General features: G+C 48.5%; 15 protein-coding genes. 6 read left to right on the top strand and 9 right to left on the bottom strand.

Annotated elements, in window-relative coordinates; genetic code table 11:
- Positions 1 to 12 precede the first annotated feature (12 nt).
- The 4 genes from EBA_RS05510 to lnt all read right to left on the bottom strand — a co-directional run bounded on the left by EBA_RS05510 (position 13) and on the right by lnt (position 5478).
- Positions 13 to 180, bottom strand: coding sequence for a hypothetical protein (locus tag EBA_RS05510; RefSeq protein WP_192373720.1), 168 nt, complete (start codon positions 178 to 180; stop codon positions 13 to 15).
- A gap of 1138 nt (positions 181 to 1318) precedes the next feature.
- Complete coding sequence (locus tag EBA_RS05505; protein ID WP_225615937.1) at positions 1319 to 2179, bottom strand: HDOD domain-containing protein; 861 nt, start codon at positions 2177 to 2179, stop codon at positions 1319 to 1321.
- 208 nt (positions 2180 to 2387) lie between these two features.
- Entirely contained in the window at positions 2388 to 3896 is a 1509-nt protein-coding gene (locus EBA_RS05500) for an alkaline phosphatase (protein WP_192373719.1), read from the bottom strand.
- Between the two features lie 58 nt (positions 3897 to 3954).
- Positions 3955 to 5478, bottom strand: coding sequence for an apolipoprotein N-acyltransferase (lnt, locus tag EBA_RS05495; RefSeq protein ID WP_225615934.1), 1524 nt, complete (start codon positions 5476 to 5478; stop codon positions 3955 to 3957).
- A 135-nt stretch (positions 5479 to 5613) separates the two neighbouring features.
- Here lnt and EBA_RS05490 point away from each other — a divergent pair, with 135 nt between their 5' ends.
- Positions 5614 to 7119, top strand: coding sequence for a hypothetical protein (locus EBA_RS05490; protein ID WP_192373718.1), 1506 nt, complete (start codon positions 5614 to 5616; stop codon positions 7117 to 7119).
- Here EBA_RS05490 and EBA_RS05485 read toward each other — a convergent pair.
- The 4 genes from EBA_RS05485 to EBA_RS05470 all read right to left on the bottom strand — a co-directional run bounded on the left by EBA_RS05485 (position 7097) and on the right by EBA_RS05470 (position 10802).
- On the bottom strand, positions 7097 to 7996 hold the full coding sequence (locus EBA_RS05485; RefSeq protein WP_192373717.1) for a 5'-nucleotidase: 900 nt from the start codon (positions 7994 to 7996) through the stop codon (positions 7097 to 7099). The two genes, EBA_RS05490 and EBA_RS05485, sit on opposite strands and share 23 nt — an antisense overlap.
- A 2-nt stretch (positions 7997 to 7998) precedes the next feature.
- Entirely contained in the window at positions 7999 to 9705 is a 1707-nt protein-coding gene (locus EBA_RS05480) for an SPOR domain-containing protein (protein ID WP_192373716.1), read from the bottom strand.
- Positions 9706 to 9768: 63 nt separating this feature from the next.
- Complete coding sequence (locus EBA_RS05475) at positions 9769 to 10500, bottom strand: class I SAM-dependent methyltransferase (RefSeq protein ID WP_192373715.1); 732 nt, start codon at positions 10498 to 10500, stop codon at positions 9769 to 9771.
- Positions 10497 to 10802: a DUF1244 domain-containing protein gene (locus EBA_RS05470; protein WP_192373714.1), complete on the bottom strand. Its 306-nt coding sequence runs from the start codon at positions 10800 to 10802 to the stop codon at positions 10497 to 10499. Before EBA_RS05470 ends, EBA_RS05475 begins: the two co-directional genes overlap by 4 nt.
- Positions 10803 to 10915: 113 nt before the next feature.
- Between EBA_RS05470 and EBA_RS05465 the strand changes: the two genes are divergently transcribed.
- The 5 genes from EBA_RS05465 to EBA_RS05445 are packed head-to-tail and all read left to right on the top strand — an operon-like array spanning position 10916 to position 13372.
- Positions 10916 to 11245, top strand: a complete 330-nt coding sequence (locus tag EBA_RS05465; protein ID WP_192373713.1) for a hypothetical protein — start codon at positions 10916 to 10918, stop codon at positions 11243 to 11245.
- A gap of 27 nt (positions 11246 to 11272) precedes the next feature.
- Positions 11273 to 11815: a septation protein A gene (locus tag EBA_RS05460; RefSeq protein WP_192373712.1), complete on the top strand. Its 543-nt coding sequence runs from the start codon at positions 11273 to 11275 to the stop codon at positions 11813 to 11815.
- Positions 11815 to 12117 carry a YciI family protein gene (locus EBA_RS05455; RefSeq protein WP_192373711.1) on the top strand — a complete coding sequence of 101 codons (303 nt, stop codon included), beginning with the start codon at positions 11815 to 11817 and terminating at the stop codon, positions 12115 to 12117. Before EBA_RS05460 ends, EBA_RS05455 begins: the two co-directional genes overlap by 1 nt.
- Positions 12114 to 12377 carry a BolA family protein gene (locus EBA_RS05450; protein WP_192373710.1) on the top strand — a complete coding sequence of 88 codons (264 nt, stop codon included), beginning with the start codon at positions 12114 to 12116 and terminating at the stop codon, positions 12375 to 12377. Before EBA_RS05455 ends, EBA_RS05450 begins: the two co-directional genes overlap by 4 nt.
- Before the next feature lie 14 nt (positions 12378 to 12391).
- The gene (locus tag EBA_RS05445; RefSeq protein ID WP_192373709.1) at positions 12392 to 13372 is read left to right on the top strand and encodes a peptidylprolyl isomerase; all 981 of its coding nucleotides are present in this window, start codon (positions 12392 to 12394) and stop codon (positions 13370 to 13372) included.
- Between the two features lie 84 nt (positions 13373 to 13456).
- Here the strand turns inward: EBA_RS05445 and EBA_RS05440 are convergent, their stop codons facing one another.
- Entirely contained in the window at positions 13457 to 13648 is a 192-nt protein-coding gene (locus EBA_RS05440; protein ID WP_192373708.1) for a (2Fe-2S)-binding protein, read from the bottom strand.
- Between the last annotated feature and the right edge of the window lie 190 nt (positions 13649 to 13838).

The following is a 13838-nucleotide window of genomic DNA, read 5'->3' as shown; positions in this document are numbered from 1 at the left end:
GCTACCAAGGCATTAAGCTACCGGATATTTTTTTGATCGATTCTGCAACTGCTGAATATCTTGCTTCAACCAATTTGCCGTTTGGCCCCTTAAATCTATCTCATAAAGATAAATAGGGTTTGCTTGAAAACCAGCGCTGCGGTTTTTAAACGAGCTGAATTTACCGAATATGCTTATCATCGTAATTCCCTAATGGCAGTTTATCTACAGTAAAGTAAGAGATTTGGTCAAATTGGATGATCCATTAAAATCGTTATCCCGTGAACACCGACTAAATAGAGTTTGCGTTGTACCGGAATGTAAATCGCTCATATTTGACAATAGATGTACCGCAAATAACGCGCCATTTTTTTGAAAATAGAATCACATTCGTCACCTCGATAAATATGACCGGAAAATCCATTTTGGTCGGCGTAGTGCTGCCACAAGTGACAGTCATCTGACATTTTTGGTCCGTAAACTGACATGATTCATCTATGCCAAACAGCACGATGGTGGTAGCTAGAGGTACTAAGCTGCGAACCAGGAAACCAAGCTCCAAAAATGCCCGTAATGTGATTACCTCCAAGTGGCTGGCTCAATAAGAACACCAGGCCGAATTAGCTGCCTGGCCAGTTCAACTAACCATATGTCCCATAAACCAAAGGCATGATCGTGATGTTCAGGCGTTTTGTTAAAATTTAATTAACTTTAACAAGGTCTAGCAAGGGTCTGTTTTGGATGATTTTGTTTGATTTTTTAAAAGCCCCCGCCAACGAAAGGATCCAAAGCACTATTGAGTTTTGCTAGAAAGGTGGCAGAATTTCGCAAGCTTGGTGCTTGTGGGAGGTCTTATGAAAATATTTGCAGTGTTGATGCTAGCCGGAATGGCTTATGGCTTCGCGTTATTCTTACGTGGAATAATCAAGGAACTGGCTCAGTTTGCCGTCGAAGCGTGGCGAGATGTTGAGATCGGACGATAGGCAGGTCTAATATTCAGCCAGAATGGGATGTTTAAAGCGTGGAAACGCCCTAAATTGCTAATCAGATAATCAGAAGCCGGGAATAATACCCGGCTTTTTTTTTGGACCGATATTTCTCTTGGGCACACCCCAAACTGTAAAAACAGGCAACCTTATCGCAACTCCGTTTTTGTCTATATCGCTATCCGCTGGGTTGCTGCTCTCGATACCAGACACTCACATGACATACAGACAAAACTCCGGGTAGGTGAGCCATATTTAAATGTTGTCGGCAATGTGCCTGATGATCTATTTTAGAAAACCTGGAGTACCCGTTACGCTGCCATTTTGAGGGATAGCTACACCTAGCGTGTGCATCAATGTATCTGCATATCTCGCACGCTTGCCTGAATGTCATCAAGATCGTAGTCGCTAAGCCCCAGATAAATCAGTAAGTCGTCTTTAATGCGATGAAACTCGTAATGTTCTGCCGCATGTCCCAAATGCTTATTGGAAAGACATGTGTTTTCCGCCAGTTTCAACAGAGCTAAAAGGTTTTTACTTTTGGGGTTAAAAGCAAATTGTTCGGAAAATATAGCTTCGGTTTTATGATGATCTGCTATCCCCTGACACAAATATTCAGGTAAGTGCCAAGCTTTGGCGACGTAGTAGCCCACTACGGAATGATTGGTCTCGAAAGAAGCGTTTTCAATATCCGTCACATTGCGCTTTGTTTCGGAATAGCCGGCTTTCAAAACCTGCGTGTAATTTTCGAATTTTTCCATCAGCAAAGCTATGCCGCTGTCATGAAACAAACCAAAGGTATAGGCTTCGTCGACAGACGCAATACCGGTAATCTTGGCGATTGCAGCACAGGCCATGGCAACATCGAAGGAGTTATCCCAAACCTCAGTCATTTCCACCAAGCTTTGGTAAGAAAAAGTATTGCGCAACGCCAGACCATTGACAATGTTAAGCGTGTTTTGTAAGCCCAAAAGATTTAAGGCATGCTTGATCGAAGTAACCTTGCCCCGCAAGCCAAAGAACGGCGAATTGATCACCTTAAGTGCGGCGCCGGATATGCCAATATCCCGGCTAATGATATCAGCAATCTGGTCTAGCGATACGCCAGGCATGGCGCTCTCTAACTGCAAATCAACCATGATTTGGGGCTGGGGAGGTATTTTTAAGCCCTTCAAAATACTGAGAGTAGTTTCCTCGGTCAAAGCCTCGACCATAGCGATTATTTTCCTGAATGTTTTACATGGTTTATCGATTAAAAGAATAGTCTGTTAGTTGTTTGCCTGTTTGTTTCGTCCGAAAAAAAATTAACATATGCTATTTTCTGACTACGCAAAAGGCTAAGCGGCCGTCCAACAACCTACCTATCCCGTATTTCTTCGTTAAAACTTGTGCTGACAATTTTTTTTCCAATTTGACTAATTTTTACCGACCGGCCTTAAATTTCAATGCATGCGCCATAACTTGATAGATATAACTTTGCTCTTGTACGCCATGAAACAGATATGCTTTGGGACCAAACGCAAAAATCGCCACATCTTCGGCGCCATGAGTTTCGCTGGTTAGTGGCACGACAGCTTCCTGCAAAAAATCGGGATTCGCGGTATCCACGGCAGTTAGATCCGGGCGGCCGTTTTGGCCTCGATAGCCCGGACCATTGGCATATCCTAGTGTAGCGTAAGGCAAACCGTTGCTATCCTTGGCAAACCCTGTGGCGCCGGACTGCTTCACCAATCCCATGATCGGATTTCCGCGTTGTGGGTAACCTGCGATAGTAAAAGTATGACTGTGATCGGCGGTAACCACGATTAAAGTATCTTTAGAATTGGTTCTTTCTAAAGCCTTGCGGACTGCATTGGATAGCTCCACCGTTTCCGTCAAAGCCCTATAAGCATTGCCGGCATGATGGGCATGATCGATACGACCAGCTTCCACCATCAGCACATAGCCTCTATTATTTTTCGACAGCATGTCGATGGCTTTTTCGGTCATCTCGGTCAAAGACGGTTCCCCGCCTTTATCGCTCGGCCTATCATGTTCATATTCCATGTGCGAACGTTCGAACAAGCCCAGCAAATGCTCGGTTTGCCTAGGGTCTATGGCATCGAAGCCGGCTTTGTTATAGACGTAGGCCGATTTCGGATATTGCGTCAGCCAACGCTGGGTCAAGTCCACACCATCCTTGCGGCCACCAAATTTGTCGCCATCTTCCGGGTCGGGCATGGTATCGGGCAAAAACATGCTACGCCCGCCGCCTAGCGCCACTTCCAAACCGTTACCGTAATTAAAGTCCAACAATTGCTTGGCAATATCGCTGACAGTGGCGCGAGCTGGAACTTGCGCATCGGACTCCCAATCGCGCTCGGAGGTGTGGGCATAACAAGCCGCCGGAGTAGCATGCGTGACTCTGGCAGTAGAGACCACGCCAGTCGATAGGCCTTTTTCCTCGGCTTGTTCCAGCAAGGTTTTCACCTTGTAGATATTGATAACATCCGCACTTTTTTCCTGGCGAGCCACCTGCATGCCTACCGACAATTCGCCATCGTTGGTTTTCACACCGGTAATAATGGCCGACATGGTCGGCGCGGAATCCGGGGTTTGTTGATTGGCGCTATAGGTTTTCGATAGGGCCACATAAGGCGCTGTTTCAAAACTCAATGAGTTCTCCTCGCCGCCACGATTACCCGGTTTGCGTTGCCCTTCCAATATACGCGCGGCAGTAATAGTAGAGATGCCCATACCGTCACCAACGAATAGAATCACGTTTTTGGCAAACGCTTTGTTAGCTTTAAGCCGCTCCGCAGCCTTGATGCTGTTTTGCCCTGATTCCAACCAGAACGCGGGCGTTTCTGAAATTTGTTCAGCCAGGGATCCCACCGAGACTAAGGTCAGCGCACCCGCTAGAACTGAAGATTTACCTTGCTTATAGCGCATAAATTATTCCGTTGACGTGGATACAGGACTTAATTTTTCAAGATTAATCGCCGTAATTCTAGGCAGCTTTAGCGTGCCGCTTGAAAGTGACTGCACTACACCAGCGACTCCAAGCATATACAAGCAGCAGCAATACCGCCAATAACCCGAAAAGACCTTTATCGCCCAACATAACATAAGGCGTAAGGCCGCTCATCGGCACGATATAATCTGTCAAAGTGGTGGTATTGAACAAGGGCGCTTGGCTACGTAATGCGCCGTCCGGGCCGACGAACCCTGTCACGCCGGTGTTGGTAACGCGCACCAAATATCGGCCGGTTTCCAGGGCTCGCATCCGCGCCATTTGCATGTGCTGGTGTGGCTGCGACGAATCGCCGAACCAGGCATCATTAGTCATATTAACGATATAGCCCGCATCGGCAACCTGTCTGGCAACCAACTCGCCGAAAGCATCTTCATAGCAAATAGTAGTGACAAACGCATGCCCCCCCGCCGTCAACAAGGTTTGCTGATCGCCACCGGCTGCAAAATCGCCAAGCGGAATTTGCAATTTATCCAATACCCAACCCGATAAAGGCTGAAGCGGCAAATATTCGCCAAACGGCAGCAGATGATTTTTATGATACAAGGCTTGCTTTTCGCCCAGAGTCATTACGCTATTGTAATAATCCTTGCCCTGCCCGCTGCTGGGCAACCCAACGACCAAATCAACTCCATGCGCTTGCGCGGCGGTTTGCAGAGGATCGATGTAGAACTCTTTGACTTGCGATAAAAAGGCGGGAATCGAGGTCTCCGGCCAGATGATCACATCGGAATCCCAATGCTGCTCGGTAAGCTCTTGATAAAGTCTGAGCGTGTTGAGTTTCTGATTTTTTTGCCATTTCTGATCCTGACCAATATTGCCTTGCACCAGCGTCACCTTAATCGGCGCGCCGGCGGCCTGAGTCCATGCCACGGATTGCAGATACCATCCTCCCACCCAAATCGAGACTAAAACCGGCAAGCATCGTAAGACGGTCAATTTACCGCGGAACATCTCCACGGCGGCGAAGGCCGACAGCGCCAATAAAAACCCAACACCGTAGACTCCGACCAGCGGCGCAAAACCGGCCAAGGGCGTAGAAAGTTGGCTGTAGGCGATTTGGAGCCAGGGGAAACCGTTCAACAACCAATAACCGCGAAAATACTCGACCGTTACCCAAACGATAGCTGCTGCGATTATTCGTAACCACGGCCCGGACCACAACAAGGTTTTGGCAATCATCCAGCCGGTTAAAGCCGGGAATAATGCCCAAACCGCCACCAGCAAAGCCGTCAGCGCTATCGCGCTATAAGGGTCGCCGCCACCAAAATCGTGAATACTGATGTACGTCCACCAAATACCGGTACTGAATAAGCCCAAACCAAACAAATATCCACTAAGAGCGGCTCTGTTCGGCGCTTGCTGCTGCCAAACCCAGTACATGAACATCAGTGCGGCGACCGCGGCGTAAGCATAATCGTAGGGTGCAAAGGCCATGGTCAGCAATGCACCAAAAACTGGTGCGGCAAGCTCCCATTTAAAATTCAATATTCGCTTCATTAATCCGGTGTGTTTATTCGATGGAAACGGCATTTTATGCAGCCGTCGAGGTTTCGCAAAATTGGCAACTGCCTTTAACCGCCAATCTGAACTAAACTTAAGATATGTTTTCAACACAACTTAACTCGCAAGTACATGACCGATAACGCATCCCTGCCTTTTGAGCTGTCAACAGAATCCCTCGTAGGATGGATTAATTCATTAAGCACGCTACCGGCGGCGAACGCCGCAAATCAGTTGAATCAAGTCCTTAAACAACTGAATCGTCACAACGCCGCAGCCGCGAACACCTTGCCACTACTGATCAATTTAACGCCGCTGACATTGCATTTATCCAATGGATTGACCAATGCCGCACGTTCCGAAACGGACATAGCCTCCAACAACAAAACACTTAAAATAGCCAAACTATCCATTCAGTTACTCAGACATTTGAGCCTGGCTTTTTGCCGCTGCGTGGAGACCAAACAACTCGAGTCAACGCAGAACCAACAAGCCATATTTTACGCCTTGCAATTAGTAGGGTACTGTCTGCGCAGCACTGCGCTGTTTTACGAAATGCCGTCCACCACTTTATGGAAAAAAAGCGGCCTGCTTTACACGATAGCCGACGAACTGCAACTGTTAAAAAAGCCAATCTCGTCCAAACAGCAGGAATTCAAGCTACAAAACACTATTGAAGAGGTCGTCAAACGCAACCTATTGTTTGCAATCAGCACACCGAATCGCTACCCAACAACGGAAATCGGCCAGTTATTTCAGCTGGCCAATCGACAGCAAAATCGGCTGGAAATCCACAAAAAAACCAGTCCGGATTGCGGTTTTTTTTGGAACCTCGGCAACGAACCAGGCCCCGTACCGCGTACAAACAGCACATTGCCGCGCGGCTCGGTATACATCAGCTGCCTGAGCTTGGGTCATGCATTGCAACTTGGCGAAATCGAGACCGAGCTGAATTCAAACATGCAGACCAAACTGGCCTTACACTTAAGCGGGTACAGCAATATTTTTGCGTCGGTGTCTATGGGGCCACCGATGCCGGCACACTTACTCGAAGGTTTCGTGGCCGTCAGCGCTCATCTGCAAGGCGAAGAGAAATTATCGAAGATTATGAACCTTAGCTCGCAGCTATCGCGTGGTAGATCTCTAGCCCGCGACATGTCTCTAGTGCCGCTGGAACATGAAAAAAGCTTTTACAAACCGCTCAATGCCTCGATCATCAGTTTTCCGGAACACGGCACTAGTCTGAGCCTGTTACGCAATGTCAGCAAACAATTCCTGGTAGCGGAAAGCCCTGCGCCCAATTGTTCAACCGGCGATATCGGCTTACTTTGCCGCGAGCAGCAACCCGCTAAACTGGTAATAGTTCGCCAGCAAACCCTGTACGACGATGTGACACTCATTTTGCTGGAACCTATTGTCGACAGCGTGACAATCCACGACATCGAAAATGCCAGCGACAGCAGCCAAAAAGCCATAGTCATCGGCATGGAAACCGATCACCCCGAGGTATTGTTAGCCAACGGCAAATACATGGTAGGCAGTAAGATAAGTTTACTGTACGGCAAGACCTTGTATTTGAAAGCTTGCGTGGAAAACACGCCGTGGTTAGCGCGCTTCAGGATCGGTTTTGATTTGTAATCCCATTGGGGACGTGGGCAGCGGCGATTTGATGCGACTCCGCGGAATCGCAATGACCTTTCTGGTCATCGAAGAAAATATCGGCCCCAAACGCTTTTAAAAACGCGCCCTTGGGCATGCCGCCTAAAAACAAGGCTTCGTCTATTCTAATCCCCCACGCCCGCAAGGTTCTCACGACCCGCTCGTGAGCAGGTGCAGCGCGCGCGGTAACCAGCGCGGTGCGAATCGGCGACAGCTCTTGATCAAAATGAGTCTGTATGCGGTGCAAAGCGCTTAAAAACTCTTTCAATGGGCCGTCGGACAAAGGCCTGTGCGCCTCGTTGCGCTCATTGGCCGCAAAAGCGGCCAAACCGTGTTGCTGATAAATCCGCTCGGACTCGTCGGAAAACAACACCGCATCGCCGTCGAAAGCAATCCGCAGCTGCGGCGACGGATTAGCGACAGTGCCGGAGACGATGGTGGCAGCGGCATAACCGGCAGCCAAGGCTTTTCTGACGTCCTCGCCATTGGCGGATAAAAACAAATGCGCACCGAATGCCGGAATGTATTCATAGGGTGAAACACCACTGGTAAATGCCGCCCGGCTAATCGCCAGTTCATAATGATTAATCGAGTTAAAAATGCGCAGGCCAGTATCGGCGCTATTCTGCGATAACAGGATAATCTCCACCAGCGGTGCGCCGGGAAAGGCTTTGTTGATATCCAGAAACTTCTTCACCAAGGAAAATCCGAAACCCGGCGGCAGAATTTCGTTTTCGTGCTCAATCTGATAACGACAAAACGCTTCCTTGCCATGGGTTTCGAAAATCGCATGCGATTCATCTAGATTGAACAAAGCCCTAGACGATACCGCTACGACTAGTTTCTGATTATCCATAGCTATTCTTTATTGCGGGTAACCCACACCGAATCGAGATTCAGGGTTTTCTTGATCTTTGCTGCATAAGACGCCGCTTCGTATTGGGTTTTAAATCCATCCACAAACAAGCGATACCAATTTTCGCCTTTGGATTCGGTTTTGACTACCTTGGCCGGCACACCCTTGCCCGCAAACTCCTGAGCTTTACTCTTGGCATACCAGTCCTGTTTAAAAGCAACCAGGTTGACCGCCCAATTTTCCTCAACCGGTTCCGGCTTTTTCTTTTCCGGTTTAGGCACCGACGCGACCGCCACAGCTCGGCCTTTTTCCAAAGCGCTTACCTTGTTTTGCAAAGCTTCTATCGCGGCACCGATTTGCATCATCTGGCTGCTGATTTCGGCAGAGGGCTTAGCCTGATCGCCAGCAGCTTTTGCGGCACCAGGATCAGCAGGCCCCACCTTGCTTAACTCTGCGATCTGAGTGGCCATCACTCCGTTGCTAACCGTCAACTCGTCCAACTGCTTGCGTAACATCTCTTTGTCGGCCGCATCGGAGGCCGGCGCTACATTCACCTGCTCCTGCAGTTTACCTATAATGGTGACCAATTCACCGACTTGCGATTTGGCAATCATGCCTTGAATACCTAATCCGCTGCCAATCAACAAAGCCGCAACTGCAATACCATTGGCAACATAAGCGCTTACCGGCTTTTTAGCGGCCAAGGCATCCACGGCTCGCTTGGTTTTTTTCTGTTCGGTCTGCAGGCTTTCCAGGCTATCCAGACAGCCGAGCAACTCATTCTTGCCCGCAGCCTCGGTCAAGTCGTGTCGAATCTGTTGTTGATGCTTTTTGATGTCGACGATATTCCGATTCAACGCTGCAATTTCGCTGCTGTGATCAATTACCTGTACCGGCGGCGCAGCTTGAACTCGCTCGACCGCTTCGGCAACTGGCGCGATTTCCGGCTCATGACTCTGTACGACGACTAATTCTTCGTCGTTATCCTGATAGCTCGCCTCTGCCGCAAATCCCGGATCCGGCTCCGACGTACTTGGTTGAACACTAGCATTTGGTTCCGCAGAATCGGCAAAATCATCGACATTTGGCGGCGCCGGTGGCGCGAGCTCGTCATCCGCGGAAATATCAAAATCTGCAATCAAAAAATCAGCATTGCTGCCAACTGATTCAGCATCATCGGAAAACTCGTCTATTTCCGCCATATTCTCCAGTTCGTCTCCGGCGGTTTCCGGCAAAATCAACGCGGCGATCGACGTATCCTCGACAAAATCGTCGATTTGACCTACGCGCTCTAACTCCGCAACTTCTTCGAACACATCGGTGTCCGCCAGTTCTATACGGTCTTGGCGGTTTTCGGCATCGACAATATCGGCAAACTCATCGTCGATAACTTGTTGCTCGCGACCAGGATTAATACCAATGTCGCTATCCAAATCGTCGCCAAACTCGTCAATATCGCTGGCCAAACTCGATGCTGCGCCGGGCTCATTCGCACTCAGCAATTCATCGATATCCGCAAACTCGTCGATTTCCTGCTGAGCATTACGCTCAAACGTTTCGTCGCCCACCAGTAAACGGTCGATAGCTTCGTCATCATCTATAGTGCCAACCTGTTGCTCGGAAGGATCGCCGATATTGAGCATGGCATCCAAATCGTCCGCGAATGCATCCAAGGTTTTTTTGTTTTTACTACCAGTCGATTCAGCCATGTTTTTTCTCGTTTAAACCGCACATTGCGCGGCAAATCCTGATTAGCGAAGCACCGAAAAACGTCATTTGATCGCAGTTACCAAGGCATTGACCTCCATGCGCTGCTGTAATTCGATTTCCCGAAAACCGACGTCAGCCATCTGCGCCAACGCGACCGATTCACGCATGACGTGATTTTCCGACTCGTCATTAAACAAATGGACAATCCAATGTTCGAGCAGATCAAGCCGGTTAATTTCAGTCAACACCTTAAAATAGCCGCCAACTTCTCGCTGGGTGCTACGGGTATGCACGGAAATATCGTCCAATGCGTAACGGTCACCGTTAACGAATTGTCCACCCGGCTTTAACACTCGATATATTTCGGCCAGCACCTGGCGGCGGTAATCGATATGGAAGTTATGCAAGGTATATGCCGACGCCAAAATATCGACACTGTCACTGGGTAACGCTTGCAATGCACTTAAGGCATCGTCGCTGGAAAAACTCAATCTGTCGGCAGCAACCCAGTCCCGCAAACTCTGCTGCGCCTGACTTTGCATGATGGGCTCGTTATCGACACTTAATACCTTCAAGTTATCCGCAGCGGACAGGATAGCCAATGTGGTAATGCCGGTGCCACCCCCGAGTTCAACCACCGTCTGCTGAGTATTTTGCCTCTCACAGTAAGCGCCAACGATCTCGCCGACCAAGCGACTCATTTCCGTCGCAAATGGGCATATCAGTTTCAGCATTTGATATTCCTGGCCGATCACACCGGAAAACATTGCATCGAAGGGTTTATCGGTCGTCATGACTGCGCTTTTAGTTTTTGTTTAGCATCGTACGCAGCCAACTGCTCAGCCGTGGCTTCGTGTTGATATTGATCCTTCCATTCGCTGTACGGCATACCGTAGACAATTTCCCGCGCTTGCTCGTAGCCTATATCCACACCACGCTCGGCTGCGGCAGCTGCATACCATTTCGCCAAGCAATTCCTGCAAAAATCGGCTAGCACCATCAGTTCGATATTTTGTACTTCGGTATGTTTTTGCAAATGGGCAAGCAGTTGCCTGAAAGCCGCGGCTTCCAACTCGACATTATTGGACTGAACCATGAAATCCTCCTTTAAAACCGGCATTTTAGCAGCAAAGCCGCCAGGTTCATGTACAATTGCTGCCAAAGATTCTACAATGAGGCAATTGATACTTGGGCTTTTAATCGCGCTTTGTGAACACTATACACAGTTCATCCCTGGCTTTTTATCCGGTCGGCTATAACCAGCCTAAAGCCGTAGGGCCGGATAATAATCTTGAACAAAAGCAAAAACCCAATAGCGACGATACTGGCGTAACGCGGCAGAATCCTGATTTACCTAAAACCTCGTCAACCGCGCAAATTCAGGCCGCTTTGGCAGACAACGGCTTGACGGTGAGCAATAACGATCAACCAAACAACTCACGTACGTTGAAAGCATTGAATGCGTATACAGAAAACCGCAACCAGCCTGCGCAACTCCGCGTTGCCGAAATCATTTCCGGCATCGACTATTACGTCTAATCATCCCACCATCTTTAACCATTAATCATGAAACCGCTTTTAGAGTTTTTCCCTATCGTTCTATTCTTTGTCACCTATAAACTGTACGACATTTATATTGCCACTGCCGTAGTCATCGCCTCCACAGTGGTACAGGTCATCGCCTATTGGCTGCTGTATCGCAAAGTGGAAACCATGCAGTGGATTACGCTAGGTTTAATTTTAGTAATGGGTGGTGCAACGCTGTATTTACAGGACGAGCAATTCATTAAATGGAAGCTCACCATCATTGAATGGCTATTCGGCGGTGCATTTTTAGTCAGCCAATACGTCGGCAAAAAAACCTTTATTGAACGCATGATGGGCGCAAATCTCGAATTGCCGGATCGCATATGGAAACGCCTTAATATCAGCTGGTCTATGTTTTTTATCGGGGTCGGCTGTTTAAATTTATATGTGATGGCGAACTACAGCACCGACGACTGGGTCAGCTTTAAAACTTTCGGCGTTCCAGGCCTGATGCTTATTTTTGTTGCCGTACAAATGGTGTTCTTGTATAAGTTTGTACCCGCACCAGAGGCTAAAGAATAATGTTGTACGCCATCATTGCCGAAGATGTCGCGAACAGCTTAAGCAAACGCCTGGCTGCCCGTCCGCAACATTTGCAACGATTGAACATATTGCAAGACCAAGGCCGACTCGTGTTGGCTGGCCCGCATCCGGCAATAGATAGCGATAATCCCGGCGATGCCGGTTTTAGCGGTAGCCTAATTGTTGCCGAGTTTGCCAGTCAGCAGGACGCCCAAAACTGGGCCGATGCCGACCCTTATATATCCGCCGGCGTATACGCTAGCGTTACCGTTAAACCTTTCAAACAAGTATTTCCCCAATGACAGCCGACAATATCAAACAGAAGCTGGAACAAGCTTTTAAGCCAGAATTAATCGAAATCATCGATCATAGCGCCGCACATGCCGGCCACGCCGGCAATACTGGTGGAGGCCATTTCCATGTCACTCTCGTCTCCACTCAATTTGAAGGTAAATCCCTGGTGCAAAGACATCAGCTGGTTTATCAGGCCTTGGGCGACATGATGAAGGATGAAATCCATGCCCTCGGCATTAACGCTTTAACCCCCTCTGAAAACAGCTAAAGGAAATTCTGAAGATGAAACTGAAACTTATTCCCCTGATACTAGCCAGTAGCGTACTGTTACCAGGTTGCTTCGAAGAAAAAGCCAAGGATACGGCCACACCAGCGGCGCCGACTGTCAGCAAAGAAGACGCAGTCGCCTCGGTTAATGGCACTTATATCAGCAAAAAAACCCTGGAAACCTTGGAAAAAGAAATTGCCGAACGCAGCCAAGGCCAAACATTCCCGAAAGAACAGTTATTGGAAGAACTGATTCAACGCGAATTACTAATTCAACAAGCAGTACAAAAACAACTGGATAAATCGCCAGAGGTGATCGAACGTATGGCTACCGTTAGAAATTCCTTGTTGTCCCAAGCTGCATTACAAGATTACCTGAAAGCTAATCCGGTCACCGACGAAGAAATCAAAGCCGAATACGACTCCAAAATGGCTAATATGGGTAGCGAATACAAAGCCCGCCATATTTTAGTTAAAACCGAAGACGAAGCGAAAAAACTGATCGCGGAACTGGAAAAAGGCGGCGACTTTACTGCACTGGCTAAAAAACATTCTATCGACCCGATGGGCTCGGAAGGTGGCGATTTAGGTTGGTTTACCGCTGACCGCATGGTCCCACCCTTTTCCGAAGCAGTTGTTGCACTGGAAAACGGCAAATTCAGTAAACAACCGGTACAAACCCAGTTTGGCTGGCATGTAATTTTGCGTGAAGAATCCAGAGCGCTAACACCGCCTCCGTTCGACTCGGTTAAGGAACAAATTCGCCCCATGTTGCAGCGCCAAAAAGCGCAAACCATGATCGAAAGTTTACGTAAAAACGCCAAAGTTGAAGTCTTGTTGCCGCCGACACCGCCAAAGCAAGAAGAAACTCAACCTGCCGCACCAGCTGATCAGGCGGCTCCAGCACCTACCGCTGAACCTACTACTGCGGAACCACCCAGCGCTGCACCAAACGCAGACCTAAAAGCCGCCGAATCAGCAACTACGGCTAAGTAATCTATCGACACAAAACAGGGCGAACATGTCGCCCTGTTTTGTGATTTAAACTATAAACTCACCAACCGCCAATTAACAAGCCATCTATGCCGCGTGAGCTTGTATCGCCCGATTCTGCGCATTTTCATCCAGCAACGCTTTAAAACTGGCGGTGCATTTTCCACACACCCCGCCCGCACCCGTGCATTGCATCAACTGCCTGCGATTGCACACACCTTGACTAATCGCTTGCGTAACCTGCCTATCGGTGACTGCTTTACACACACATACGTACATAATGGCCTCTCTTAAATCATATGCGCGCTAATGATAACAATTATCATTTAAATGTAAAGTATCCAGCATCACATTTTTCCGCTCGAACTTAGCAAACCAAACAGAGTCTGAAGATGCAATTACCAGGCTTTGCTGAGGAAATACGCGGGATTGGGGCACGAACCCGGATTGCAAATCCAGGTTTGTTCAT

It is taken from the genome of Methylomonas albis (genome assembly GCF_014850955.1).
Taxonomy (GTDB): Bacteria; Pseudomonadota; Gammaproteobacteria; order Methylococcales; family Methylomonadaceae; genus Methylomonas; species Methylomonas albis.
Note: the sequence above shows the minus strand (reverse complement) of the source record. Positions and strands in the feature narration are given on the sequence as shown.